At 70.7% G+C, this 25,880-nt stretch carries 27 protein-coding genes; 20 read left to right on the plus strand and 7 right to left on the minus strand.

From position 1 onward, the window contains the following. Window positions 1–7 precede the first annotated feature (7 nt). The 4 genes from ABTW64_RS12285 to ABTW64_RS12300 form a co-directional block, all read right to left on the minus strand. Entirely contained in the window at window positions 8–895 is an 888-nt protein-coding gene (locus ABTW64_RS12285) for a TIGR01777 family oxidoreductase (RefSeq protein WP_350622785.1), read from the minus strand. Window positions 896–898: 3 nt separating this feature from the next. Next, window positions 899–1,321 carry an OsmC family peroxiredoxin gene (locus ABTW64_RS12290; protein ID WP_350622787.1) on the minus strand — a complete coding sequence of 141 codons (423 nt, stop codon included), beginning with the start codon at window positions 1,319–1,321 and terminating at the stop codon, window positions 899–901. Window positions 1,322–1,399: 78 nt separating this feature from the next. Next, window positions 1,400–1,975 carry a DUF4395 domain-containing protein gene (locus tag ABTW64_RS12295; RefSeq protein ID WP_350622789.1) on the minus strand — a complete coding sequence of 192 codons (576 nt, stop codon included), beginning with the start codon at window positions 1,973–1,975 and terminating at the stop codon, window positions 1,400–1,402. Then, a complete protein-coding gene (locus tag ABTW64_RS12300) occupies window positions 1,968–2,408 on the minus strand; it encodes a TlpA family protein disulfide reductase (RefSeq protein WP_350622791.1) in 441 nt (146 codons plus the stop codon). Before ABTW64_RS12300 ends, ABTW64_RS12295 begins: the two co-directional genes overlap by 8 nt. Before the next feature lie 88 nt (window positions 2,409–2,496). Here ABTW64_RS12300 and ABTW64_RS12305 point away from each other — a divergent pair, with 88 nt between their 5' ends. The 15 genes from ABTW64_RS12305 (at window position 2,497) to mobA (ending at window position 17,530) form a co-directional block, all read left to right on the plus strand. Next, window positions 2,497–3,306, plus strand: a complete 810-nt coding sequence (locus ABTW64_RS12305; RefSeq protein WP_350622897.1) for a thymidylate synthase — start codon at window positions 2,497–2,499, stop codon at window positions 3,304–3,306. A 3-nt stretch (window positions 3,307–3,309) separates the two neighbouring features. Beyond that, entirely contained in the window at window positions 3,310–3,813 is a 504-nt protein-coding gene (locus ABTW64_RS12310) for a dihydrofolate reductase (protein ID WP_350622793.1), read from the plus strand. A gap of 64 nt (window positions 3,814–3,877) precedes the next feature. Then, window positions 3,878–4,855: a 4-hydroxy-tetrahydrodipicolinate synthase gene (gene dapA, locus ABTW64_RS12315; protein ID WP_350622795.1), complete on the plus strand. Its 978-nt coding sequence runs from the start codon at window positions 3,878–3,880 to the stop codon at window positions 4,853–4,855. Window positions 4,856–4,982: 127 nt separating this feature from the next. Further along, the gene (locus ABTW64_RS12320; protein WP_350622797.1) at window positions 4,983–6,659 is read left to right on the plus strand and encodes a ribonuclease J; all 1,677 of its coding nucleotides are present in this window, start codon (window positions 4,983–4,985) and stop codon (window positions 6,657–6,659) included. 68 nt (window positions 6,660–6,727) lie between these two features. Then, complete coding sequence (locus tag ABTW64_RS12325; protein ID WP_350622799.1) at window positions 6,728–9,499, plus strand: FtsK/SpoIIIE family DNA translocase; 2,772 nt, start codon at window positions 6,728–6,730, stop codon at window positions 9,497–9,499. After that, complete coding sequence (gene pgsA / locus ABTW64_RS12330) at window positions 9,499–10,074, plus strand: CDP-diacylglycerol--glycerol-3-phosphate 3-phosphatidyltransferase (protein WP_350622801.1); 576 nt, start codon at window positions 9,499–9,501, stop codon at window positions 10,072–10,074. The genes ABTW64_RS12325 and pgsA overlap by 1 nt, the downstream gene beginning before the upstream one ends. Next, window positions 10,071–10,592, plus strand: coding sequence for a CinA family protein (locus ABTW64_RS12335; RefSeq protein ID WP_350622803.1), 522 nt, complete (start codon window positions 10,071–10,073; stop codon window positions 10,590–10,592). Before pgsA ends, ABTW64_RS12335 begins: the two co-directional genes overlap by 4 nt. A gap of 108 nt (window positions 10,593–10,700) precedes the next feature. Then, window positions 10,701–11,009 (plus strand): helix-turn-helix domain-containing protein, encoded by a 309-nt coding sequence (locus tag ABTW64_RS12340; protein WP_350622805.1) that lies wholly within the window; start codon window positions 10,701–10,703, stop codon window positions 11,007–11,009. A gap of 25 nt (window positions 11,010–11,034) precedes the next feature. Continuing rightward, a complete protein-coding gene (locus ABTW64_RS12345; protein ID WP_350622807.1) occupies window positions 11,035–11,253 on the plus strand; it encodes a DUF3046 domain-containing protein in 219 nt (72 codons plus the stop codon). A 263-nt stretch (window positions 11,254–11,516) separates the two neighbouring features. After that, window positions 11,517–12,572: a recombinase RecA gene (gene recA, locus ABTW64_RS12350; RefSeq protein ID WP_350622809.1), complete on the plus strand. Its 1,056-nt coding sequence runs from the start codon at window positions 11,517–11,519 to the stop codon at window positions 12,570–12,572. A gap of 51 nt (window positions 12,573–12,623) precedes the next feature. Next, the gene (locus ABTW64_RS12355) at window positions 12,624–13,358 is read left to right on the plus strand and encodes a regulatory protein RecX (protein ID WP_350622811.1); all 735 of its coding nucleotides are present in this window, start codon (window positions 12,624–12,626) and stop codon (window positions 13,356–13,358) included. Between the two features lie 66 nt (window positions 13,359–13,424). Further along, window positions 13,425–14,996, plus strand: a complete 1,572-nt coding sequence (miaB, locus tag ABTW64_RS12360) for a tRNA (N6-isopentenyl adenosine(37)-C2)-methylthiotransferase MiaB (protein ID WP_350622813.1) — start codon at window positions 13,425–13,427, stop codon at window positions 14,994–14,996. 22 nt (window positions 14,997–15,018) lie between these two features. Further along, entirely contained in the window at window positions 15,019–15,954 is a 936-nt protein-coding gene (miaA, locus tag ABTW64_RS12365; protein ID WP_350622815.1) for a tRNA (adenosine(37)-N6)-dimethylallyltransferase MiaA, read from the plus strand. A 105-nt stretch (window positions 15,955–16,059) separates the two neighbouring features. Further along, entirely contained in the window at window positions 16,060–16,950 is an 891-nt protein-coding gene (dapF, locus tag ABTW64_RS12370; protein ID WP_350622817.1) for a diaminopimelate epimerase, read from the plus strand. A 13-nt stretch (window positions 16,951–16,963) separates the two neighbouring features. Next, window positions 16,964–17,530: a molybdenum cofactor guanylyltransferase gene (gene mobA, locus ABTW64_RS12375; protein ID WP_350622819.1), complete on the plus strand. Its 567-nt coding sequence runs from the start codon at window positions 16,964–16,966 to the stop codon at window positions 17,528–17,530. 3 nt (window positions 17,531–17,533) lie between these two features. Here the strand turns inward: mobA and ABTW64_RS12380 are convergent, their stop codons facing one another. Further along, the gene (locus ABTW64_RS12380; RefSeq protein ID WP_350622821.1) at window positions 17,534–18,178 is read right to left on the minus strand and encodes a class I SAM-dependent methyltransferase; all 645 of its coding nucleotides are present in this window, start codon (window positions 18,176–18,178) and stop codon (window positions 17,534–17,536) included. A gap of 153 nt (window positions 18,179–18,331) precedes the next feature. Between ABTW64_RS12380 and hflX the strand changes: the two genes are divergently transcribed. Further along, window positions 18,332–19,864, plus strand: coding sequence for a GTPase HflX (gene hflX, locus ABTW64_RS12385; RefSeq protein WP_350622823.1), 1,533 nt, complete (start codon window positions 18,332–18,334; stop codon window positions 19,862–19,864). A 24-nt stretch (window positions 19,865–19,888) separates the two neighbouring features. Here hflX and ABTW64_RS12390 read toward each other — a convergent pair whose 3' ends face one another. Next, complete coding sequence (locus ABTW64_RS12390) at window positions 19,889–21,877, minus strand: alpha/beta hydrolase family protein (protein ID WP_350622825.1); 1,989 nt, start codon at window positions 21,875–21,877, stop codon at window positions 19,889–19,891. 72 nt (window positions 21,878–21,949) lie between these two features. Further along, window positions 21,950–22,642 carry a transcriptional repressor LexA gene (gene lexA / locus ABTW64_RS12395; RefSeq protein WP_350622827.1) on the minus strand — a complete coding sequence of 231 codons (693 nt, stop codon included), beginning with the start codon at window positions 22,640–22,642 and terminating at the stop codon, window positions 21,950–21,952. 270 nt (window positions 22,643–22,912) lie between these two features. On the opposite strand from lexA, the gene ABTW64_RS12400 reads away from it, so the two are divergent. From ABTW64_RS12400 to hisH, 4 genes are read left to right on the plus strand one after another with little or no spacing between them, the layout of a single operon-like run. Next, the gene (locus ABTW64_RS12400) at window positions 22,913–23,299 is read left to right on the plus strand and encodes a LysM peptidoglycan-binding domain-containing protein (protein ID WP_350622829.1); all 387 of its coding nucleotides are present in this window, start codon (window positions 22,913–22,915) and stop codon (window positions 23,297–23,299) included. Window positions 23,300–23,358: 59 nt separating this feature from the next. Beyond that, complete coding sequence (locus tag ABTW64_RS12405; RefSeq protein WP_350622831.1) at window positions 23,359–24,465, plus strand: histidinol-phosphate transaminase; 1,107 nt, start codon at window positions 23,359–23,361, stop codon at window positions 24,463–24,465. Between the two features lie 52 nt (window positions 24,466–24,517). After that, window positions 24,518–25,123, plus strand: coding sequence for an imidazoleglycerol-phosphate dehydratase HisB (hisB, locus tag ABTW64_RS12410; protein WP_350622833.1), 606 nt, complete (start codon window positions 24,518–24,520; stop codon window positions 25,121–25,123). After that, a complete protein-coding gene (hisH, locus tag ABTW64_RS12415; RefSeq protein ID WP_350622835.1) occupies window positions 25,120–25,809 on the plus strand; it encodes an imidazole glycerol phosphate synthase subunit HisH in 690 nt (229 codons plus the stop codon). Before hisB ends, hisH begins: the two co-directional genes overlap by 4 nt. The last annotated feature ends 71 nt before the right edge of the window (window positions 25,810–25,880 follow it).

A 25,880-nucleotide genomic window follows, 5' to 3' on the forward strand; every position in this document is an offset into this window, starting at 1 on the left:
TTCGGCATCATCCGGCGGGTACAGCCGCCGCGACCGCCTCTTCCACGGTCGCATGGCGGAAGACGTAACCCGACCTCTCCAGCGCCTCGGGGACGACGTGCGCGTCGGCGAGCAGCAGGCTGTCGGCGAACGGGCGCCCGAGCCCGGCGCGCAACGCGAAGGACGGTGCCGGCACGGTATACGGGCGGTTCATCCGCACGGCCAGGGCGAAGCCGAGGTCGCTCTGCGTCGCGCGGGTGGGCCCCGTGAGGTTCACGGGCCCCGTGAGCCCGCGGTCGATGACGTGCAGGATGGCCCCCACCTCGTCGTCGAGCGAGATCCACGGCCAGACCTGTGTGCCGGGGCCGAGCGGCCCGGCGATCCCCAGCCGCGTCAGGGCGACGAGCGGCTTCAGCACAGCGTCGGGGTGCACGACCGGCGCTGTGCGCAGCAGCGCCACTCGGTGGCCCGCCGGACGGGCCGCGTGCTCCCACTCGACGCACAGCGCGGCGAGGAACGTGTCGCCCGCCGGTGCTTCCTCGGTCAGCACCGCGCCTGGCGCCGAGCCGTACCAGCTCACCCCGCTCGCGGATGCGAACAGCGGGCGGTCGCCGACGGGAAGCGCCTCGATCGCGCGAGCCAGGGTGCGCGTCGGTGTCAGGCGCGACCACAGCAGCCGACTGCGGTAGCCGGGCGTCCATGGCAGGCGCCCGATGCTCGCGCCGTTCAGGCCCACGACGGCGTCGGCTCCTGCGACGATCTCCGGGTCGAGCGCGGTGCCGTCCAGCCACCGCACCTCGTCCGGGGCGGTCGGCTCCCGTCGCACGAGGCGGGTCACGCGGTCGCCGCGCTGGCGCAGAGACGCGACGAGGGCGCGTCCGATCAGACCGGACGCGCCCCCGACGACGACGTGCATGGTTCAGCCCAGCGTCGCCTCGAGCGTGATGTCGATGCCGGCGAGCGCCTGCGAGACCGGGCACCCGGCCTTGGCCTCCTCGGCGATCTGCTGGAACTTCTCGGCGTCGAGGCCCGGCACGACCGCGTTGACGTTGAGGTGGCTGCCCGTGATGCCCGTGCCCGGCTTGAACGTCACCGACGCGGCCGTGTCGAGCTTCTCGGGCGGGGTGCCGTTGCCGCTCAGCGCGTGCGAGAGCGCCATGCTGAAGCACGAGGCGTGCGCCGCCGCGATGAGCTCCTCGGGCGTGGTGTTCGAGTCCGAGCCCTCGCTGCGCGCCTTCCAGTTGATCGGGAACGCCCCGATCCCGGAGGCGAACGAGACGGTTCCGGACCCTTCGGCCAGGCTTCCGGTCCAGGCGGTGGTGGCTTCGCTGGTGACGGTCATGACGTCCTCCGATTCGGCGTTGAGCGGTATCGCCGTCAGCCTACTGGCCGGGTGGGTGGGCGTCACGGGGCTTGCGGATCAGGCCGGCCGGCTGCGTCCGACGAGGCCGGCGCGCTGCAGCAGCAGGTACAGCTGGCATCCCAGGCACAGCCCGAACACGGCATTGAGCAGCGCCGCGACCAGCGCCGCCGCCGTCGCGATCGGAAGCGCCCACGGCACGGCCACCAGATGCAGGATGAGCCCGGCGCCCGTGACGACCAGACCCACGCCCTGCGCGAAGCGCGGCGGACGCGGATCCTCGAGCTCGGCGGGCGGCGCGAGGCGAGGCTGCACGAGGCGGCGGAAGACCACGCCCCACGGCGCCGTGCGGGGCGAGACCACGCCCCACAGGAACAGGGCGGCGACGATCGCCGCGGCGATGAAGCCCGGATCGAAGATGCGCTGCCACACGGTGGTGAACGCGAGCGCGCCGGGGGCGTAGGCCGCGCCGGCCAGCGGCTGGTAGGCGAACCAGCCGAAGGACGCGGCCTCACGGGTCGTCGAGATCCCGGTCAGCGCGAGGAACGTCGCGAGCGCGAGCAGCACGCTCGTGATCGCGGCCACGAAGCGCGGGCCACGCGGATCGATGCCGGTCGGCACGTGTGAGTCAGACACGGGAGTCCTCCAGGATGCGCTCGAGCTCTCGCTCCACGTCGTGTACGCGGGGTGCCCCGCCGATGCGGGCTCGCACGGCCCCGTGCGCGTCGACGACGAGGGTGGTCGGGGTCTGCAGCACGCCGAACCGGCGCGTGAGGTCGGGCCGGTGGGTGAGGTCGACGTCCACGTGTGCGACGCCCTCGTGCTCGCCCGCGATGCGGCCCAGCACTCGTCGCGCTGCGGGGCACCTCGCGCAGTACTCCGTGCTGAACTGCAGGAGCGTGGCGCGCTCGCCGAAGGCTGCGCCCGCCAGGTCGAGCCCGGCGGGGTCCACCGCGGCCGGGCCGCGCGCCGCGCGGGCGCGCCCTTCGCGCCGCCGCAGCACCAAGCCGATCGCCATCGCGGTCAGCATGACCGCCGCGATCAGGATGAGCGCCGCCACCGGGTCCATGTCCGGCACGATAACGCGCCCGGGGTGCGCGACGGGCGATGGCCGACACGCTCCGTAACAGCCCCCGGTGTCGGACCCCCGGTCTACCCTGGATCCCGTGATCCCCACTCCGTACGAAGACCTGCTGCGCGACGTGCTCGCGAACGGCGCGCACAAGGACGACCGCACGGGCACCGGAACGACGAGCGTGTTCGGCCGCCAGCTGCGCTACGACCTGTCGCAGGGCTTCCCGCTCATCACCACGAAGCGCGTGCACTTCAAGTCGGTCGCGCTCGAGCTGCTCTGGTTCCTGCGCGGCGACGGCAACGTGAGGTGGCTGCAGGAGCGCGGTGTCACCATCTGGGACGAGTGGGCCGACGAGAACGGCGACCTGGGTCCGGTCTATGGCGTGCAGTGGCGGTCGTGGCCCACCCCGAGCGGCGAGCAGATCGACCAGATCCAGCAGGCGGTCGACCAGCTCCGCACGAACCCCGACTCGCGGCGCATCCTGGTGTCCGCGTGGAACCCCGCCGACATCCCCGACATGGCCCTCGCGCCGTGCCATGCGATGTTCCAGTTCTATGTGGCCGAGGGGCGGCTCTCGTGCCAGCTCTACCAGCGCAGCGCGGATCTCTTTCTGGGCGTGCCGTTCAACATCGCCTCCTACGCGCTGCTCACCCTGATGATGGCGCAGCAGACCGGCCTCGAGCCGGGCGAGTTCGTGTGGACGGGCGGCGACTGCCACATCTACGACAACCACCGCGAGCAGGTCGCCGAGCAGCTGTCGCGCGAGCCCTTCCCGTACCCGACGCTCGAGATCACCCGCACGCCGGCGTCGATCTTCGACTACGAGTTCGAGGACTTCGCGGTTCACGACTACCGTCATCACCCGCCCATCCGCGCGGCCGTCGCCGTCTGACGCATGCCGATCCGAGCGATCTGGGCCCAGGCGTCCAATGGCGCAATCGGCGCAGACGGCGGCATGCCGTGGGACCTGCCGGAGGACATGGCGTACTTCAAACGGGCCACGGCTGAGTCTCCGGTGGTGATGGGACGGCGCACGTGGCAGTCGTTCCCGCAGCGCTTCCGCCCGCTGCCCGGACGGCCCAACATCGTCATCACACGCGACGAGGCTTTCGAGGCTCCGGGAGCGACCGTCGTGCACGCGCTGGAGGAGGCGCTGCGGCGTGCCGCCGAGCTCGACGACGAGGTCTGGGTGATCGGCGGTGCCGAGATCTATCGGCAGGCCATGCCCGTGCTCGACGAGCTCTGGGTGACCCGCATCGACCTGGACGTGGAGGGCGACGCGTTCGCGCCCGAGATCGACGGCTCGTGGCAGCTGGCGCGCGTCGATCCCGCTCCGGGGGAGTGGCACACCAGCCGCACCGGAACGCGTTACCGCTTCGAGGTGCTCCGTCGCGCCTGACGCGATAGACCGGGATGCCGGCGGGCGGGCGGCGGCGCACGAGCGGGCGGGATAGCCTGGAGCCATGACGCACTCGGGCAACCCCTTCGGACAGGTGCTCGTCGCGCTCGTCACTCCGATGACGGCCGACGGCGAGGTCGACTGGCCCGCCGTCGAGAAGCACATCGACGACGTGATCGTGTCGGGCGCCGACGGCATCGTCGTCACCGGCACGACGGGCGAGACCTCCACGCTGACCGACCCCGAGAAGATCCGCCTCGTCGAGGTGGGCAAGGATGTCGCAGCCGGCCGAGCCAAGATCATCACCGGCGGCGGATCCAACGAGACCGCGCACGCGATCGAGCTCTACCAGAAGAGCGAGAAGGCCGGCGCTGACGGCATCATGATCGTCACGCCGTACTACAACAAGCCGACCCAGGCCGGCATCCTGACGCACTTCCGTCTCGTGGCCGACTCGACCGATCTGCCGGTCATCCTGTACGACATCCCCGGCCGCACGGGCGTGCCGATCAAGTACGAGACGATCCTGCGCCTCGCCAAGCACCCGAACATCCTCGCGGTGAAGGACGCCAAGGGCGACTTCAGCGAGGTCAGTCGGGTGCTCAACCAGACGGATCTGATGTACTTCTCGGGTGACGACGCCAACGTGCTGCCGCACCTCGCGATCGGCGCGGCGGGCCTCATCGGCGTGACCGCCAACATCGCGGCGGCGCCGTACCGCGTGATCGTCGACGCCGTGAACCGCGGCGATCTGGCCACCGCCACCGCCCAGCACAAGAAGCTCGAGCCGCTCGTGCGCGCCGTCATGACGCACGTGCCGGGCACGGTCTCGTCGAAGTACATCCTGCACGGCCTCGGCCGCATCTCCAGCCCGCGCGTGCGACTGCCGCTCGTGGGGCCGGAGGAGTGGGAGGCCGCGATCATCGAGGACGAGCTCGCGCTCGTGAAGGATGTCGAGGGCGTCGACTTCTCGAACTTCCGTCCCGACCGCAATGCGGCCGCCGGCGGCGCGCTTCCCAAGGTGCCCGGCACCACGCGCTGACACCCGAGGCCCCACAGATCTCCCGCGGTCGAGAAGACCGCACCACACAACACAACACGAGAACACCGGATGCGCCCCGCGCTCCGGTCGGACTCCGGTCGCCCGCGGCGGCCGTGAAAGGCGGACGATGTCCACTCCGGTCTACGATCCTCCCGCGCTCGAGCAGGGCGCCCTGCGCGTCACCCCGCTCGGCGGCCTGGGCGAGGTGGGACGCAACATGACCACCTACGAGTTCGACGGCAAGATCCTCATCGTCGACTGCGGCGTGCTCTTCCCCGAGGAGCACCAGCCGGGCGTCGACCTGATCCTGCCCGACTTCGAGCCCATCAAGGGGCGGCTGCAGGACGTCGTGGGCGTCGTCCTGACGCACGGGCACGAGGACCACATCGGCGCCGTGCCGTACCTGCTCAAGCTGCGTCAGGACATCCCGCTGATCGGCTCCGCTCTGACGCTCGCGCTTGTCGAGGCGAAGCTCAAGGAGCACCGGATCAAGCCGTCGCTGACGGTCGTGAAGGAAGACGAGAACTGGGACATCGGGCCGTTCGAGCTCGAGTTCGTGGCGGTCAACCACTCGATCCCGGATGCGCTCGCCGTCGCAGTGCGCACGCCCGCGGGCCTCGTCCTGCACACCGGTGACTTCAAGATGGACCAGCTGCCGCTCGACGGACGCATCACCGACCTGCGCGCGTTCGCTCGGTTGGGAGAGGAAGGCGTCGACCTCTTCCTGCCCGACTCGACGAACGCGGATGTGCCGGGCTTCACGCCCACGGAGCGCGCCATCGGGCCGGTCATCGACCAGGTGATCTCGAAGACCCCGGGTCGCGTGATCGTGGCCAGCTTCTCGAGCCACGTGCACCGTGTGCAGCAGGTGCTCGACGCCGCGGCGGCCAACGGGCGCCGCGTGGCCCTGCTCGGGCGCAGCATGGTGCGCAACATGACGATCGCCGCCGACCTCGGCTACCTGAAGGTGCCGGACAACGTGCTGGTCGACTACAAGAAGGCCAAGGACATCCCGGACGACCAGATCGTCTACATGTCCACGGGATCCCAGGGCGAGCCGATGGCCGTGCTCAGCCGCATGGCCAACCTCGACCACGCCATCGAGCCGACGGAGGGCGACACGGTCATCCTGGCGTCCAGCCAGATCCCGGGCAACGAGAACGCCATCTACCGCGTGATCGACGGTCTCACGAAGCTCGGCGCGAACGTCGTGCACAAGTCGAACGCCAAGGTGCACGTGTCCGGCCATGCTGCGGCGGGCGAGCTGCTGTACTGCTACAACATCCTCAAGCCGAAGAACGTGCTTCCGGTGCACGGCGAGTACCGCCACCTCATGGCCAACGCGAAGCTCGCGCAGGACACCGGCATCGCCGAGGAGCGCACCATCCTGGGCGAGAACGGCACGGTGGTGGATCTGAAGGGCGGCGTCGCGCGCGTCGTCGGCCAGCTGGACCTGGGCTTCGTCTACGTCGACGGCTCCACCGTGGGCGAGATCACCGACGCCGACCTGAAGGATCGCCGCGTGCTGGGCGAGGAAGGCTTCGTCTCGGTCATCGTCGTGGTCGACGCGGCGACGGGCAAGGTCATCACGGGCCCGGAGATCCACGCCCGCGGCATCGCCGAGGACGACTCGGTGTTCGAGGCCGTCAAGCCGAAGATCGCCAAGGCGCTCGAGGAGGCCGCAGCCTCCGGCGTGCGGGACACCCACGCGCTGTCGCAGACCGTGCGTCGCACGATCGGCCGCTGGGTCAACCAGTCGCTGCGTCGCCGTCCGATGATCGTGCCGCTCGTCATCGAGGCCTGACCGCCGGATCTCGCCGATCACCGGCGTCGCTCCCGCGCGATGTCGGTGCCCCGACGTACCGTGGAACCATGCCACGCACGTCCGCCGCGTCCTCCGGGAGCAAGGCCTCCGGCTCGAAGACCTCCGGAGGCCGGAGTCGCGCTGCCTCGAAGGACGAGCCCGTGAGCTCCCGCGCGCGCAAGAAGCCCGAGCCGGCGGCAAAGCCGTACTTCGAGCCGTCCGACCGCCCGCCGGTGGCGGTGCGCGCGTGGAACGGGCTCGGCCACGCGGTGGGCGGGCTGTTCCGGGCCTTCGGTCCCGAGGTGCTCGAGAAGGATCAGCGTCGCGACGGCTTCCCGCTGCTGCTGGTGCTGCTCGCGGTCGCCGGCGCCGTGACCGAGTGGTTCTTCATCGGCAACCCCGTGGCGACCAACATCAGCGCCTACACGTTCGGCGGTCTGATCGGCCGCACGGCCTTCGTCTTCCCCGTCGCGCTGCTGCTGCTGGCGGGATGGCTGTTCCGTCATCCGTCGTCGGTGCACGACAACGGGCGCATCGGCATCGGCTTCACGCTGCTCACGATCACCGTCGCAGGCTTCTGCCACATCGCCGGGCTCCGGCCCGAGCCGGCCGAGGGCATGCCGGCCCTGAGCCAGGCGGGCGGGCTCTTCGGCTGGATGGTCGGCGAGCCCACCGCGATGCTGCTGACCGACGTCGGGGCCTACGTGCTGCTGTCCCTCGTCGCGGCGCTGAGCGTGCTGATCATCACCAAGACCCCGCCCAACCGCATCGGCCAGCGCCTGGGCGACCTGTACTCGTGGATGTTCGGCACGGAGCGCCCCGACCCCGCCGATGAGACGGCCAAGGGGCAGACGGCGCCGACGGAGGTGCTGGGCGATGACGCCGACGAGCATGTGCCGTGGTGGCGCCGCAACAAGTCGGGCCGCGAAGAGGATCCGGACGTCGTCGACTCGCCGCAGGACCTGACGGAGCTGCTGACCGAGCAGTCGGACGGCGGATACGACAAGGCGTTCGTTGTGGCGGAGCCCGAGCCCGACCCGCGTGATTCGGCCACGCAGGTGCTGAGCTCTGTCAGCGGCGTCACCGGCGCCCTGGCCGAGACCGGCGCGACGGGCCTGATGGGCGACGGCGACGACTCCGACACGGGCGAGCTGCCGGGCCTCATGGGCTTCGGCACGGACGGCCCCGGTGCACGCGGACCGCAGCCGCCCGCCGCGCCGTACGTGCTGCCGTCGCCGGCGTCGCTGTCGGCCGGCCCGCCGTCGGTGGCCCGCAGCGAGGCGAACGACCGCGTCGTGGAGCAGCTGACGCGCGTCCTCGCCGAATTCAAGGTCGAAGCGAAGGTGACGGGCTTCTCGCGCGGCCCGACGGTGACCCAGTACGAGATCGAGCTCGCCCCGGGCGTGCGCGTGGAGCGCATCACCCAGCTGCAGAGCAACATCTCGTACGCCGTCGCGTCGAACGACGTGCGCATCCTCGCCCCGATCCCGGGAAAGAGCGCGATCGGCATCGAGATCCCGAACACCGACCGCGAGACCGTGGCGCTCGGCGACGTGCTGCGCTCTCCGGCGGCGCAGAAGTCGAGCCATCCGCTCACGGTGGGCGTCGGCAAGGACGTGGGCGGCGGCTTCGTCGTCGCGAACCTCGCCAAGATGCCCCACCTGCTGGTCGCCGGCTCCACGGGATCCGGCAAGTCGAGCTTCATCAACTCGATGATCACGAGCATCCTGATGCGCGCGAAGCCCAGCGAGGTGCGCATGGTGCTGGTCGATCCGAAGCGCGTCGAGCTGACGAACTACGCGGGTGTGCCGCACCTCATCACGCCGATCATCACGAACCCCAAGAAGGCGGCCGAGGCGCTGCAGTGGGTCGTGAAGGAGATGGACATGCGGTACGACGACCTCGCGTCGTTCGGTTTCCGTCATGTGGACGACTTCAACGCGGCCCTGGCGAAGGGCGAGGTCGAGGTGCCCGCGGGCAGCGAGCGCGTGCTCAAGCCGTACCCCTATCTGCTGGTCGTCGTCGATGAGCTCGCCGACCTCATGATGGTCGCCCCGCGCGACGTCGAGGATTCGATCGTCCGTATCACTCAGCTGGCGCGCGCGGCCGGCATCCACCTCGTGCTCGCGACGCAGCGCCCGTCGGTGAACGTCGTGACCGGTCTGATCAAGGCCAACGTGCCCTCGCGTCTGGCGTTCGCCGTGACCAGCGTCACCGACAGTCGCGTCATCCTCGACGAGGGCGGTGCCGACAAGCTGATCGGCCAGGGCGACGCGCTGTTCTCGCCCATGGGCTCGTCGAAGCCGCTGCGCGTGCAGGGCGCGTGGGTCACCGAGGACGAGATCGACCGCGTCGTCAAGCACGTCACGGGCCAGGCCCGTCCCGAGTACCGCGCGGATGTCGCTGAGGCGATCGAGGCCAAGAAGAAGGAGATCGACGAGGACATCGGCGACGATCTCGAGGTGCTGATCGCCGCCGCGGAGCTCGTGGTCACCAGTCAGTTCGGCTCGACGTCGATGCTGCAGCGCAAGCTGCGCGTGGGCTTCGCGAAGGCCGGCCGCCTGATGGACCTGCTCGAATCCCGTGAGGTCGTCGGCCCGTCGGAAGGATCCAAGGCCCGCGATGTCCTCGTCACGCCCGAGCAGCTGCCCGAGGTCCTCGCCCGCATCAAGGGCGAGGAGCCCCCGGCCGTGTCGGTGCAGGAGGCACCCGGCGAGGCGTCATCGGGGATGGACGACGACCGGTACGGCGATGACCCGATCGAGGCCCAGTTCCAGGGGCGCCCGGTCGACGACGATGAGGGCGACGAAGACGCCTGGCAGCTGACCGGGCGCGACTGATGGCGATTCCCCGGCAGCTCCCCAACGCGATCACGATCTCCCGCATGCCGCTGGCGATCCTCTTCGTCGTCCTGCTCGTGCTGGGTGGAGCGCACGGTTCCGACGACCTCGTCCTGCGGTGGGTCGCCGCGGTGATCTTCATCGTGGGCATCTCGACCGACTGGGTCGACGGGTATCTCGCCCGCAAGCACGACATCGTCACCGACCTCGGCAAGCTCCTCGACCCGATCGCAGACAAGCTGCTGACCGGCGCCGGATTCGTCGGGCTGGCGATCCTGGGCGAGGTGCCGTGGTGGATGGTGATCGTCATCCTGATCCGCGAATGGGGCATCACGATCCACCGCCTGGTCATCGTGAACGAGCACGTCGTCGCGGCGGCCTGGATGGGCAAGATCAAGACCGTGGTGCAGGGGGTCACGCTGTCGTGGGCGCTGCTGCCGGTCTGGCTGCTGATGGGCACCGGCCCGTTCGCGATCGTGACGCTGGTGCTGATGTGGGCCGTGGTGCTGCTGACCGTGGCGAGCGGCATCGACTACGTCCTCGCGCAGGTGCGCGGGCGGCGGGCCTCGCGGTGAGCCACGCCGATCCGGTCGCGCTGCTGGCGGCACTGCGCGAGCGCGGCTGGTCGATCGGCGTCGCCGAGTCGCTGACGGGAGGTCTCGTGGTGTCGACGCTCGTCGATGTGCCCGGCGCGTCCGCGAGCGTGCGCGGGGGAGTCGTGGCGTACGACACGGCCCTGAAGGCATCGCTTCTCGGGGTCGACCCCGAATTGCTCGCCGAGCACGGTCCCGTCCATCCCGAGGTCGCGCGTCAGATGGCCGACGGCGTCCGCCGGGCGATGGCCGTGGACGGAGAGCCGGCGGATGTCGGCGTCGCGACGACGGGTATCGCCGGACCCGATTCGCCCGACGGGCAGCGCATCGGCACTGTGCATATCGGCGTCGCGACACCGGAGGCCATCTCCGTGACCTCGTGGGTGTTCGCGGGCGATCGCGCCGCCGTGCGCGAGGCGGCGCGCGCGCAGGCGATCCTGGACCTCAGCATCGCCGTCGCACCCCCTGCCGCGGCGCTGCCGGGTGTTTCGCGGGCGTGAATTTGCTGGATTCCCACCCGATCCATATCCGTGCGGGATTAGATTGGCCGCGTCGGTGTTGTACTGTGGTGCACCCGGTCCGGGACAGCAGTGAGGAGGGGGCCTGAGATGATCCTGGTTCGTCAAGAGATCGGCGACGTACTGCGAGACATGCGTCAGCAGAAGGGCCAGACCCTCCGTCAGGTCGCCAGCAGGGCGAGCGTCGCGCTCGGCTACCTCAGCGAGGTGGAGCGCGGCCAGAAGGAGGCGTCGAGCGAGATCCTGGCGTCGGTGGCCGAGGCCCTCGACGTTCCGATCTCGTCGATCATGCGTGAGGTCGGCGACAGAATCGCCGTGCTGGAAGGCGTGCAGCCCTTCCCCGACGTCGTGCCCGACGACCTCATGGCAGAGGTCGGCCCCGAGCTCTCGCTGCGGTGAACCGCATCACGTCGCCGAGCGAGCGATGAGGCGCAGCGAGTTCCTGCGCGCGGTCGACGACGAGTTCGGCGCGCGCGCCGCATCGTTGCTCAACGACCTCGTGCTGCCGGGTGTCGGGCGCACCGCCTCCGACGCACTGGACGCGGGGGTGCCGCCGCGCGACATCTGGCTCGCGCTCTGCGAGGAGACCGACGTTCCCGTTGCTCGTCGATACGGTGCGGGGCGCCTCGAGCCGCGCCGCTGACCGCGCCTTCACGACGTTCGAGACGTCTGGAAGGACGTTCGGCGTGTCATCGAAGATCCGTTCGAAGCGCGCGTAATGTCGTCCACACGTGGTGAACGCCGCGATCTGCTCCCCTTGCGAGGGCTCCCGCGATGAATGTCGGTGGCCCTGTCTAGCGTGGCAGGTGGCACAGGAGCCACGCGCCTTGTCGCAGAATCCCGATCACCGTGGTCGAGTCGCGACAGCCTACAGGCGACGGACACACCAGTGAGAAGGAGCAGGTCATGGCATCAGCAGCCGATCGCGAGAAGGCCCTCGACGCGGCCCTCGCCCAGATCGACAAGCAGTTCGGCAAGGGGTCGGTCATGCGGCTCGGCAGTGACGAGCGCGCGCCGGTCGAGGTCATCCCCACGGGGTCGATCGCCCTCGACGTCGCCCTCGGCGTCGGCGGCCTGCCTCGGGGCCGCATCATCGAGATCTACGGTCCGGAGTCGTCGGGTAAGACGACCCTGACGCTTCACGCGATCGCGAACGTCCAGCGTGCCGGCGGCATCGCCGCGTTCGTCGACGCCGAGCACGCGCTCGACCCGGAGTACGCGAAGAAGCTCGGCGTCGACATCGACCAGCTCCTGGTGTCCCAGCCCGACACGGGTGAGCAGGCGCTCGAGATCGCCGACATGCTCATCCGCTCGGGTGCCATCGACCTCGTCGTCATCGACTCGGTGGCCGCGCTCGTTCCTCGTGCCGAGATCGAGGGCGAGATGGGCGACTCGCACGTCGGTCTCCAGGCTCGCCTGATGTCGCAGGCTCTGCGAAAGCTGACCGGTGGTTTGAACCAGACCAAGACGACGGCCATCTTCATCAACCAGCTGCGCGAGAAGATCGGCGTGTTCTTCGGCTCTCCCGAGACGACCGCCGGCGGTAAGGCGCTCAAGTTCTACGCATCGGTGCGCCTCGACATCCGTCGCATCGAGACGCTGAAGGACGGCTCGGACGCGGTGGGCAACCGCACCCGCGTCAAGGTGGTGAAGAACAAGATGGCCCCGCCGTTCAAGCAGGCCGAGTTCGACATCCTCTACGGCACGGGAATCTCGCGCGAGGGCAGCCTCATCGATTTCGGCGTGGAGCACGGCATCGTCAAGAAGTCGGGCTCCTGGTACACCTATGACGGCGATCAGCTCGGGCAGGGCAAGGAGAACGCCCGCAACTTCCTGCTGCAGAACGCCGACGTGGCGCTCGAGATCGAGAACAAGATCAAGGAGAAGCTCGGCGTAGGCCAGCGCGGCAAGACCGCCGAGCTCGCCCCCGCCGACGAGGTGGCGGCTCGTCGCACGGCGTGATGACGCGCGATCCACGAGGCTCCATGACCGCGTTCCGACGGGGGGTGAGGCGTGACTGACGACAGCGAGCGCCTCGCCCCCGTCATCCCCCTTTTCGGCGGCGGGGCGACACCGAACGCGCCGTCCGAGCAGGGAGCCGGCACCGGCGAGAGCCAGGCCTGGCACACCACCTGGCGAGATCTGGGCTCACGGCCCGAGGATCGCAGGCCCGCCCCCGTGAAGCCTCTCGAGGTCAAGAACCAGGGCGGTGTGCGTTTCGTCGAGCTCCCCGAAGGAGACGAGGCCGACGATGGCGGCCAGGTCCGTGCCGACGCGGAGGAGAGGCTCGTCAAAGCCCTGCGGCGGCGATCTCTCTCGGCGTCGGAGGCCCGCGCCAAGCTGCGTGAGAGCGAACTCGAGCCCGAAGCGATCGACGAGATCGTCGACCGGCTCGTGCGCCTCGGGGCTCTCGATGATGCGAAGCTCGCCGAGCAGCTCGTGCACGCGGGCGTGGAGCGCAAGAAGCAGGGGCGCCGCGCCATCGCGCAGTCGCTCTCGGCGCGCGGCATCGACCGTGCGGTGATCGACGAGGCGCTCGCGGAGCTCCCCGACGACGACTTCGACCGAGCGCTCGAGTACGCGCGCGGCAAGGCGCGCACCCTGCTGCGCTACGACGAGGAGACAGCCCTGCGTCGGCTCAGTGGACAGCTGGCCCGGCGCGGGTATGGCGGCGGTCTGGCGATGTCGGCGGCGCGGGCCGCTCTGGACGAAGCGCGGCGGCCGCGTTCGTCGGTTCGCTTCGACTGATCCCGCTGTCCGGCGGCGCGCGCTCCCGGGGCGCTCCGGGTGACACGAACGTAGAATGAGCAGGCCATGACTACGCCACTCAGCGCTCCTTCGAGCGCGCCGTCCAGCGCCCCGGTGCTCATCGAGCCTTCACCTGCCGCCCTCACTGCCGACGGACGGGCGCGCTCCTACGAGGTGCGCACCTTCGGGTGCCAGATGAACGTGCATGACTCCGAGCGGCTCGCGGGGTCGCTCGAGAGCGCCGGTTACGTCCGCGCCGAGGCCGGGGCCGACGCGGATGTGGTCATCATCAACACCTGCGCCGTGCGCGACAATGCCGCGGGCAAGCTGTACGGCACGCTCGGTCACCTCAAGTCGCGCAAGGACAAGCACGAGGGCATGCAGATCGCCGTGGGCGGCTGCCTGGCCCAGATGGACAAGGAGGCCGTGCAGACCAAGGCGCCGTGGGTCGACGTGGTGTTCGGTACCCACAACATGGGCTCGCTGCCGAGCCTTCTCGAGCGCGCCCGCCACAACGGCGAAGCCGAGCTCGAGATCCTCGAGTCGCTCGAGACGTTCCCGTCGACACTGCCCACCAAGCGCGACTCGATCTACAGCGGCTGGGTGTCCATCTCGGTCGGCTGCAACAACACCTGCACGTTCTGCATCGTGCCGAGCCTGCGCGGCAAGGAGAAGGACCGCCGACCCGGCGACATCCTCAACGAGATCCGCCTGCTGGTCGATGACGGTGCGATCGAGGTCACGCTGCTGGGCCAGAACGTCAACTCGTACGGGGTTGAGTTCGGCGACCGTCTCGCGTTCGGCAAGCTGCTGCGCGCAGCGGGTGAGATCGAAGGGCTCGAGCGCATCCGATTCACCAGCCCGCACCCCGCGGCCTTCACGGATGACGTGATCGACGCCATGGCGGAGACACGTGCGGTCATGCCGCAGCTGCACATGCCGCTGCAGTCCGGCAGCGACCGCATCCTGCGGGCCATGCGCCGCTCGTACCGCAGCGCGAAGTTCCTCGGCATTCTCGAGCGGGTGCGCGAGCGCATTCCGCACGCCGCGATCTCGACGGACATCATCGTGGGCTTCCCGGGCGAGACCGACGAGGACTTCGAGGAGACCCTGCGCGTCGTGGAGCAGGCGCGCTTCGCCAGCGCCTTCACATTCCAGTACTCGATCCGCGAGGGCACGCCCGCCGCGACGATGCCGGATCAGGTGCCGAAGGAGGTCGTGCAGGAGCGCTACGACCGACTGATCGCGCTGCAGCAGCGCATCACGCTCGAGGAGAACCAGAAGCAGCTCGGCCGTTCGCTCGAGGTGCTGGTGTCGACCGGCGAGGGCAAGAAGGACGCGGCGACGCACCGCCTCACAGGACGCGCCGAGGACAACCGCCTCGTGCACTTCGAGGTTCCGGCTGGATCCGAGCTGCCGCGTCCGGGCGATGTCGTCACGGTCGAGGTCACACACGCGGCTCCTTCGCACCTTCTCGCGGACTCCCGGGATGGTGCGCCGCTGCGCATCCGCCGCACCCGCGCCGGCGACGCGTGGGACCGCTCGCAGTCCGAGTCGTGCGGGGTGCCGGCGCCCGGCACGACCACGGCGGGCGGCGCCGTGAAGCTGGGCCTGCCCACGCTCCGCATCGGTGTGTGATGTGTCGCCCGCTGCGACCGCGATGAGCGCGCACCGCGACACGCAGGTCGAGGGGCGGCTGTTCGCGATCATCGGAGCCACCGGCACCGGGAAGAGCGATCTCTCGCTCGACCTCGCCGAGGCCGTTGCCGCTCGTGGCAGGCCCGCCGAGGTCGTCAACGCCGACGCCATGCAGCTGTACCGCGGCATGGACATCGGCACGGCCAAGCTGGGCGTCGCCGAGCGCCGGGGTGTTCCGCACCACCTGTTCGATGTGCTGGACGTGACCGAGGACGCCGCCGTCGCCCGCTATCAGCAGGACGCGCGCGCGGCGATCGACGACATCCTGGCGCGCGGGCGGCACGCCATCCTGGTGGGCGGATCCGGGCTGTACGTCTCGAGCGTGCTGTTCGACTTCCGATTCCCTCCCCGCGACGAGGCTCTGCGCGCGCAGCTCGAGTCGGAGCTCGAGCAGCAGGGCGCCGGGGCGCTGTACGCCCGTCTGCAGGAGCGCGATCCGACGACGGCCGGCCGCGTGGACCCTCAGAACGGCCGGCGGATCGTCCGCGCCCTGGAGATCCTGGCGCTGGGCGAGAGCACGCACGGCGCGGCTCTCCCCGACGAACCCGTTGTCTGGCGCCCCGCGACGGTGATCGGCCTGACGATGGATCGCGCCCGTCTGGTCGAGCGTCTCGACCGGCGCGTGGAGCGGATGTGGGCCGACGGCATGCTCGACGAGACCGCGCGACTGCGGGAGCGCGGGCTCGAGCGGGGGAAGACGGCGTCGCGCGCGATCGGCTACGCGCAGGCGCTCGCCCAGTTGAAGGGCGAGCGGACCGAGACGGAGGCGATCGCCGAGACGCAGGCGCTGACCCGCCGCTATGCGCGCAGGCAGGTGTCGTGGTTCAAGCGCTACGCGGACGTGCGCTGGGTGGAGGCCGGCGCGGCCGACGCGGAGGCGCTCGCGGACGAGATCTGATCCTCTCGGATGCCGGTGGCCGGTGGCAGGGCCCGGGTACGCCGGTCGGTCGTAGACTGGCCGGACTGCGGGTGCCCTCCGCGGCCGAACGAGTGAGAGAACCCCGTGACCGAGACGAGAACAGAGATCGCCTTCACCAAGGGACACGGCACGGGGAACGACTTCGTGATCGTGTCCGACCCCGATGGTGAGCTCGACCTCAGCGATGCGCAGGTGGCGGCGCTGTGCGACCGTCGGTTCGGCATCGGCGGCGACGGTCTGCTCCGGGTGGTGCGCTCCGCACGGATCCCCGAGGGGGCCGCATCTCTCGACGAGGAGCCCGAGGCCGAGTGGTTCATGGACTACCGCAACGCCGACGGGTCGAAGGCCGAGATGTGCGGCAACGGCGTGCGGGTGTTCGTACACTACCTTCTCGAGTCAGGTCTGGCAGAGCTTCCCGCCGGATCGACGCTGCCGATCGGCACGCGCGCCGGCGTGCGCGACGTGATGCGCTCGGAGACGGGCTATCAGGTCGACCTCGGTCGCTGGCGCGCTGAGCCGGGGGAGACGCTCGTCCGCGCCAAGGGACTGGGCGTGCCTCGACCGGGGCTGGGAATCGACGTGGGCAACCCGCACGTCGTGGTCGCGCTGGCCTCGGAGACGGAACTGGCCGGGCTCGAACTCGACGCGCGTCCCGACCTCGAGCCGGAGCCGGCTCACGGCGCGAATGTCGAGTTCGTCGTGCCGCACGACCCGCTGGTGCATGACGGCGTCGGACGGGTGCGGATGCGCGTCTTCGAGCGGGGCGTGGGCGAGACGCTCAGCTGCGGCACAGGCGTCGCGGCCACCGCGCTCGCGGTGCGTCACTGGGCGGGGTCCGCGGCACCGGACCACTGGCGCGTGGACGTCCCGGGCGGCACGCTGGGCGTACGGATGTTCCCCGCCGAGGATGGCGAGCACGTCGCGCTCTCAGGCCCGGCCGTGCTGGTGTATTCCGGCACCGTGGCGCTCGCCTGACCCGAGACGCGACATGATGCGACACCTGCGCGGCATCGTGCTCGCCGGCGGTCGGTCGTCGCGCATGGGCGGTCGGCACAAGCCGGCCATCCCGGTCTCGGGCGCGCCGATGGTGGCGCACGCCGTGGGCGCGCTGCGCGCGATCGGCGCGGAGGTGATCGTGGTGGGCTCGCCGGAGGGCGTCCCCGACGGCGTACCGGTGGTGCAGGAGGATCCCCCGTTCGGCGGCCCCCTCTCTGCCGTCGCCGCAGGCCTCGATCATCTCGCGACCGACCGGGATGCGCTCGTGATCCTCCTCGGCGGAGACATGCCCTTCACCACGCCGGCAGCGCTCAGCGCGCTCGCGGAAGCGGCCGCCGGCGGTGCGGCGTGCGCCGAGGACGAGAGCGGTTCACCGCAGCCTCTCTGTGCCGCGTGGAACGAGGCGCTGCTGCGCGACCGCATCGCGGCGGTCGGCGACGCCGTGAACAGGCCGCTGCGCATCCTTTACGACGGGTTCGAACCACGGCGCGTCGCGCTGCCGCGAAGCGTGCTGCGGGACATCGACACCCCCGACGACCTCGCGGCGGCCGGGGGCTGAGCGTCAGAACGAGGGGAGCGCGACCGGCTCGGTCGGCGGTGTGCCGTGCCGGCGCACCTTGAGCACCCGATAGCCCTTGCCCGTGGCGGTGCGGTACACGCTGTACCCCTCAGCGAAGGTGGAGGCCAGCCACCGCTGCAGCGAGTCGGAGCCGAGATCGCGCTTGACCACGAGATGCGCGTCGCTGCGCTCGGCGAGGCGCGGGATCCACGTCTCCATCAGCTCGTGCAGCACCGACTTGCCGACGCGGATGGGAGGGTTCGAGCGGATTGCGCGGAAGCTGAGGTGGTCGGGAACATCCGCGGGCAGCACGGCGTTGACATTGTCGAGGCCCAGGGACGCCGCGTTGCGGCGCACGAGGTCGAGCGCGCGCTCGTTCACGTCGACGGCCCAGACACGAGCGCGAGGTGACTGCATGGCCATGCTGAGCGCGATGGGTCCCCACCCGCATCCGAGGTCGAGGAAGTCGCCCCCGGCCGGGGGTTCCGGGGTGTTCGCGAGCAGCACCGACGTGCCCACGTCGAGGCGTTCGGGGCTGAAGACTCCGGCGGCCGTCGTGAGCTCCACGGTGCGTCCGACCAGGGGCACTCGGATGCGTCGCAGATTCTCGGCACTGGTGGGACTCGCAGAGAAGTAGTGGTCCACCATAGGGGGCCAGCGTACCGGAGGAGCCCGGCGCCGGGGAGGACAAGAGTCCTCGCACCGACAGGACGCGCGCGGCCATGGCCTCGCGAGACGCAGACGAATAAGCTGAAGAACTCGATGCGCGCGGTACAGCGCGCATCGCGATGAAAGGCATGGATGACTGACACCACGACACCCGAACCCACCGCTGTGAACGACGTCGACACGACCGTCGATCCGGTGGAGCGGGTGCTGTCCCGGGCCGAGGCGCGCACGGGAGCGAGGGTCTTCGGCGCCGCGCAGGCGCTGCAGGACGTGACCACCGCGTCCGACGGTTCGAGCGACGGCGAGCAGTGGGACCGCGAGGAGCGGGCCGCTCTGCGCCGTGTCTCGGGTCTCTCCACGGAGCTCGAGGATGTCACCGAGGTCGAGTACCGGCAGCTCCGGCTGGAGAACGTCGTGCTCGTCGGGGTGTACTCGCAGGGGTCGCTGGCCGATGCGGAGAACTCGCTGCGTGAGCTCGCGGCGCTGGCCGAGACCGCGGGCGCCGTCGTGCTCGACGGAGTGCTGCAGCGTCGCCCGCACCCGGACCCTGCGACCTACGTCGGCCGCGGCAAGGCCGACGAGCTCAAGGACATCGTCGCCGCTGTCGGCGCCGACACCGTGATCGCCGACACCGAGCTCGCCCCCAGCCAGCGGCGCGCGCTCGAGGACGTCGTGAAGGTGAAGGTCATCGACCGCACCACGGTGATCCTCGACATCTTCAGCCAGCACGCGAAGAGTCGCGAAGGCAAGGCGCAGGTCGAGCTCGCACAGCTCGAGTACCTGCTGCCGCGTCTGCGCGGATGGGGCGAGTCGATGAGCCGCCAGGCCGGCGGCCAGGTGGGCGCCGGCGGCGCCGGCATGGGCTCCCGCGGTCCCGGTGAGACGAAGATCGAGCTGGACCGCCGTCGCATCCGCACGCGGATGGCGCAGCTGCGCCGTCAGATCCGTGACTTCGCGCCGGCCCGCGAGGCGAAGCGGGGCGAGCGCAAGCGCAACACGATCCCGTCCGTGGCGATCGCCGGCTACACCAACGCCGGCAAGTCGAGCCTTCTGAACCGCCTGACGAGCGCCGGCGTGCTGGTCGAGAACGCGCTGTTCGCGACCCTGGATGCCACGGTGCGCCGGTCGGAGACGTCCGACGGTCGCGTCTACACGATCGCCGACACGGTCGGCTTCGTGCGGAACCTGCCGCACCAGCTGGTCGAGGCTTTCCGCTCCACGCTCGAGGAGGTGGCCGACGCCGACGTCATCCTGCACGTCGTGGATGCCCACCACCCCGATCCGGCCGGTCAGCTGCAGACCGTGCGCGACGTGATGGGGGATGTCGGAGCGCGCGACATCCACGAGATCGTCGTCTTCAACAAGTCGGATCTCGTGGACGACGATACGCGCCTCGTGCTGCGGGGTCTCGAGCCGAAGGCCGTCTTCGTGTCGTCCCGCTCGGGCGAGGGCATCGACGAGCTGCGTCGGACGATCGAGGCGGCGCTGCCCCTGCCGGAGGTCGAGATCCGCGCGCTCGTGCCCTACGACCGGGGTGAGCTCATCTCCGAGATCCACGAGCACGGGCACCTGCTCGAGCGCTCGCACGAGGAGGGCGGCACGCTCGTGCACGCCCACGTGTCGGAGCGCCTCGCGGCATCGCTCGAGCCGTACCGCGTCGCGTAGGCCTCGCCGACGCCGGGACCGACCTCAGTCGAGCACGAGGGGCGGGACGCCGGGGGTGTCGAAGCCGAGCACCGAGCCGAGGAAGGCGAGCTCGGCCTCGAACGCGCGCACGAGCGTGGACGCCTGGCGGAATCCGTGCGACTCGCCGTCGAACAGGATGTAGGCGTGCGGCACCCCGTTGCGCGCAAGCGCGTCACGCAGCGCCTCCGACTGCGACGGCGGCACAACGGGGTCCTCCGAGCCCTGCAGGATGAGCAGCGGAGTGCGCAGGGTCTCGGGGCGCGACAGCGGCGAGCGGCTGACGTAGAGCGGCTCGGCCTGCGGCAGGGGGCCCACGAGACCGTCGAGATACCGTGCTTCGAAGTCGTGCGTGTCCTCGGCGAGGCGGCGCAGGTCGGCGACGCCGTAGCGGCTGATGCCGGCCGCGAACACATCCGTGTCGGCGACGGCGCACAGCACCGTCCAGCCGCCCGCGGAGCCGCCCTTGATCGCGATGCGTCCCGGGTCGGCCAGCCCGCTCGCGGCGAGCCCTCGCGCCGCAGCCGCGGTGTCGGCGACGTCCACGATGCCCCAACGGCCGCGGAGGCGGTCTCGGTATTCCCGGCCGTAGCCTGTGGAGCCGCCGTAGTTGACGTCGAGCACGCCGATGCCGCGGCTCGTGAAGTAGGCGACGGCGAGCGACAGCTCGCCGGACGCGTGAGCGGTCGGCCCCCCGTGCACGAGCACCAGGTAGGGAGGCAGCTCACCCTCGGGGCCGGTGGCCTCCGGGTTCGTCGGCGGGTATGCGAACGCGTGCACGTCGCCGTAGGGGCCAGCGAACGTGAGGGACTGCGACCGCGGCAGCCACTCGGCGGGGAGCGATGCCACGCCGCCGCGCACGGCCTCGATCGTGCGGGCGTCGACGTCGAGCAGCCAGAGCCCACCGGGCACCTGGGTGCCGGCCCCCGTGAGCAGCACGCGCGCACCCCGTGCGTCCCGCACCAGGACCCCACCTGACAGGGGCGTCTCGAGGGCATCGACGGCGCCGCAGGTGGGGTCGAGCAGCACGAGGTCGTCGCTTCCCTGGGTGCGCACGGCCAGGACCCGCCCGTCGTCGAGCGGCGCGTACCAGCGGGCGCCGAGGTTCCACAACGGGCCCCCGGTGTCCGCATCGGCGGGAGCGAGCGCCTCGGGTCCTGTCGCGGTGAGGCCCTCGAAGCGAACCCAGCACAGGTTCCAGCGCCCGTCGCCCGGACCGCCCGGCAGGTCGGCCGTGAACATGAGCTCGTCGTCGCCCGTCCACTCGGGTTGCAGCGCGGACACCGGGCCTTCCGCCGTGCGTCCGCCGGCGACCACGACATGCTCGGCCACCCTGCCGTCCGCGCCGATGCGTCCCACGTGCAGCTCGGAGGCGTCCCACGGCATGTCGGGGTGGTTCCAGGCGATCCATGCCAGCCGGTCGCCGCGCGGCGTGGGATAGGCCACGAAGTCCGAGCCCCCAACGACCGTCAGGATGGCTGGCGCGTCGGCTGCGGCCGACCCGTCGAGGGGAATCGTCACGATGTCCCGCGTGGGCACCCGCTCTTCGCCGTGCGTCTCGCGCACCGCCCACAGGACGCCTGAGCCGTCGGCCCCGGCTGCCCACGTGAGGTCACCGAAGCTCATGCCCTGGCCGCCGGGCGTGAGGGGCTCCGGCTGCGTGCCGGGCGACATCCGGTACACGCGCTGATCGGACGCCTCGACGAAGAGCAGCACGCCGTCGTCGGTGACGGTCCACGCCCCGCCGCCGTACTCGTGCACGCGGGAACGGGCGCTCCAGGGCGCCACGAGCACGGTCTCGACCGCTGCGCCGACGCGCCGCATGACCGCCGTGCGGCCCTTCTCGGCGGGTACGCTCTCGCCCCACCAGATCTCGGCCGCGCCCGCGTCGCCGTCGACGAAACGCGCGCCGTCGAGCCGGGGAGAGCCGCCGGCGATGTCGGACGCCGAGATCGGAGAGGGCCAGGAACCGTACGGGAGCGTCGTATGCGGCATGGCCCCACGCTAGCGGGCGTCGCCGACGCCGACGGCAGCCGGCGACGCGAGGTCGACGGCCCGGAGGGGCGATCAGACGGCGCGCATCACCGCGACGATCTTGCCGAGCACGACCGCCTCGTCGCCCAGGATCGGCTCGAAGGCCGAGTTGCGGGGCAGGAGCCACGTGTGTCCGTCGCGCTGACGGAACACCTTCACGGTCGCCTCGCCGTCGAGCATGGCGGCGACGATGTCGCCGTTGTCTGCGGTGTTCTGCACGCGCACCACGACCCAGTCGCCGTCGCAGATGGCCGCGTCGATCATCGAGTCGCCGCTGACCTTGAGCATGAACAGCTCGCCCTTGCCCACGAGCTGCCGGGGGAGGGGGAAGATCTCCTCCACCTGCTGGTCGGCAGTGATCGGCACGCCGGCGGCGATGCGGCCCACGAGCGGCACCATGGCGGCGTCGCCGACCGAGGGCACGCCCGCATCCAGGTTCTCGGCGGACTGGCCGGGGAGATCGATCAGCACCTCCATCGCACGGGTCTTGCCCGGGTCGCGCCGGAGGTAGCCGCTCAGCTCGAGCTGGCCCAGCTGGTGCGTGACGCTCGAGAGCGACTTCAGCCCCACCGCGTCGCCGATCTCGCGCATGGTCGGCGGGTAGCCCTTCGACTGGATCGAGCGCTGGATGACCTCGAGGATCGCCAGCTGCTTGTCGCTGAGGTTCTTGCGACGCCGCGTGCGGCGCTTCTCGTCGAGTTCGGCGGGCGTCTCCGCGGCGCTCATCTGACCGGCTCCTTCTCCTCCGACCCGTGAATGTCGGTGGCCCGTGGTGGGGTGCTGTCTGTCGTCGAACAGTCATCGAAACCGTATCCGAACCGCGGAGACATTCGGAAGATTCGTTCGAGCGTGTCGGGTGCGCAGGCCGCATTCGGTTCGAACAAGACGTTGACAGATTCGAACATTCGAAGATAGATTCGGAACAGAGCTTCGCATCCGGTCCTCCCGGCCGAGGTGCCGGATGCGAAGCCTCTCCGACTGAAGAAGGAGCCACCGATGAGCACCGTCAGCATCACCGCCTATGAGGTCACGGCCCCCGCCGCGCGCGTTGCGGCGCCGGCCACCCGCCTGCGTCTGACGCGTCGCGGACGTCGTGTGCTGGCTGCCCTCGCGGCGGCGCCCGTCGCAGCCGGGCTCGCGCTCGCGGTGATCAGCGGCGGCAACGCACTCGCCTCGCGCGAAGAGGGCGCGCCGGCCGGCACCTTCGACGTCGTCACGGTCATGCCCGGTGACTCTCTGTGGTCCATCGCGCAGGAGGTCGCACCGGCGGCCGACCCCCGTGACGTGGTCGACGCCATCATCGCGCTGAACCAGCTGCCCGGCTCGGTGGTCGCGGCGGGCGAGCGCCTGTCGATCCCGGTCGAGTACGCGGCCGCCGGCTGATCTCGCCCCGGGTCCCGCCGCGGACCCGCGCCGGCTGGTGGCCCGCAGGCGGCTCTAGCATGGAACGCGTGACCGCGACTCTCGACGACCTGCCCATCCGCGACGATCTGCGGGGGCAGAAGCCCTATGGCGCCCCCCAGGCTCCGCTCCCGGTGGCCCTCAACGTCAACGAGAACACGCACCCCGTGCCCGCTGAGGTGGCCGACGACATCGCCGACGCAGTGGCGCAGGCTCTGCGCGGTGTCAATCGCTACCCCGACCGGGAGTTCAGCGAGCTGCGCGAGGGGTTCGCCCAATACCTGGGGCACGGTGTCGACCCGTCGCAGATCTGGGCCGGCAACGGCTCGAACGAGGTTCTGCAGCACGTGCTCCAGGCCTTCGCCGGGCCGGGCCGCACGGCCTTCGGGTTCGAGCCGACGTACTCGATGTACCGGCTGCTGAGCCGGGGGGTCGGCTCGGAATGGCTGGCGGGCACGCGCGGCCACGACTACACGATCTCGCCCGAGGATGCCGCGCGACAGGTCGCGGATGCGCGGCCGGACGTCGTGTTCCTCTGCGCGCCGAACAATCCCACCGGCACACCGCTGTCTCTCGACGTGGTCGAGGCGGTCTACGACGCGACCGACGGCATCGTCGTGGTCGACGAGGCGTACCAGGAGTTCGCGCCGCACGATTCGCCCTCGGCCCTCACGCTGCTGGGCGGTCGCCCGCGCCTGGCGGTGTCGCGGACCATGAGCAAGGCCTTCGCCTTCGCCGGCGCGCGTGTGGGCTACCTCGCGGCGGATCCCGCACTGATCGACGCGCTGCGCCTCGTGCGGCTGCCGTACCACCTCAGTGCGCTGACGCAGGCCGCAGCCAGCGCCGCCCTGCGCCACACCGACACCATGCTGCGCATGGTCGACGAGATCATCGTGCAGCGCGACCGGATGGGCGCCACGCTCGAGGCGCTCGGCTACCAGGCTCACGAGTCGTGGACCAACTTCATCCTGTTCGGGGGCGTGGCCGACCCGTCCGCCACGTGGCAGGCGCTCTACGACCGGGGTGTTCTGATCCGCGACATCGGGATCCCGGGGCACCTGCGTGTGAGCGCGGGCACCGAGGACGAGACGACGGCGTTCCTCGAGGCGCTCGCGGACCTCGGCGACGCCGACCGCGGCACGCGCTGAGACGCCCTCCCAGCGGCCCGGCCGGAGGCGCGGCGCGACTAGACTCGCGAGCATGACGAACGCTCGAATCGCCCGCCGCACCCGCTCCACCAGCGAGTCGACCGTCGAGCTCGAGCTGAATCTCGACGGCACCGGCAAGAGCGAGATCTCGACGAGCGTGCCGTTCTTCGATCACATGCTGACCGCCTTCGCTAAGCACTCGCTGACCGACCTCACCGTCACCGCCACCGGCGACACGCACATCGACGCCCACCACACGGTGGAGGACATCTCCATCGTGCTCGGCCAGGCCATCCGCGAGGCGCTCGGAGAAAAGAGCGGCATCTCCCGCTACGGCGATGCCCTTGTGCCCTTGGACGAGGCTCTCGCGCAGGCGGTCGTGGACATCTCGGGGCGCCCGTACCTGGTGCACGAGGGGGAGCCCGCAGGCTTCGAGCACCACCTGATCGGCGGTCACTTCACGGGGGCGCTCGTGCGTCACACGTTCGAGGCGATCGCGTTCAACGCGGGACTGACGGTGCACGTGCGCGTCGTGTCGGGGCGCGACCCCCACCACATCGCAGAGGCCGAGTACAAGGCCTTCGCCCGCGCGTTCCGGCAGGCCAAGGCGCTCGACCCCCTGGTCGAGGGCGTGCCGTCGACGAAGGGCGCGCTGTGAGCGCCGCGGCCGCCCAGGAGACGCACGCGACGAGCGGGTCGCGTCGGCCTGTCATCGCCGTGCTCGACTACGGCTCGGGCAACATCCACTCCGCCGTCAAGGCGCTGCAGGCGGCCGGTGGTGACGTGCACCTCACGCGCGACCGGGGCCTCATCCGCGAGGCCGATGGCCTCGTCGTCCCCGGCGTGGGGGCGTTTCAGGCCGTGATGGAGCAGCTGCGCTCGGTGCGCGGCGGCGAGGTCATCGAGCGTCGCCTCGCGGGGGGCCGGCCGGTGCTGGGCATCTGCGTGGGGATGCAGGTCATGTTCGAGCACGGCATCGAACGCGGTGTCGACACGGAGGGCCTCGGGGAGTGGCCGGGCGTCGTGGAGGAGCTCAAAGCGCCGATCGTGCCGCACATGGGCTGGAACACGGTCGAGGCGGGCGAGGGGTCGCGCCTGTTCCGGGGTCTCGAGGACGAGCGCTTCTACTTCGTGCACTCGTTCGCGGCCCAGGAGTGGACGCTCGAGCCGCAGCGCCCGCTACCGCCTGCCGTGGTCACCTGGGCCCAGCACGGTGGACGCTTCGTCGCCGCGGTCGAGAACGGGCCGCTGTCGGCCACCCAGTTCCACCCCGAGAAGTCGGGCGAGGCGGGCATCCGGCTGCTGCGGAATTGGATCGAGAGCCTGCCCGGGGCTACCCTCTGAGATCGTGCCCGCGACGGGAGATGCCCGCCGCCCGTCGTCCGCCCCTGTGGACGACCCCCGAAGCACATTGG

Source organism: Microbacterium sp. NPDC096154 (genome assembly GCF_040302945.1).
GTDB lineage: Bacteria > Actinomycetota > Actinomycetes > Actinomycetales > Microbacteriaceae > Microbacterium.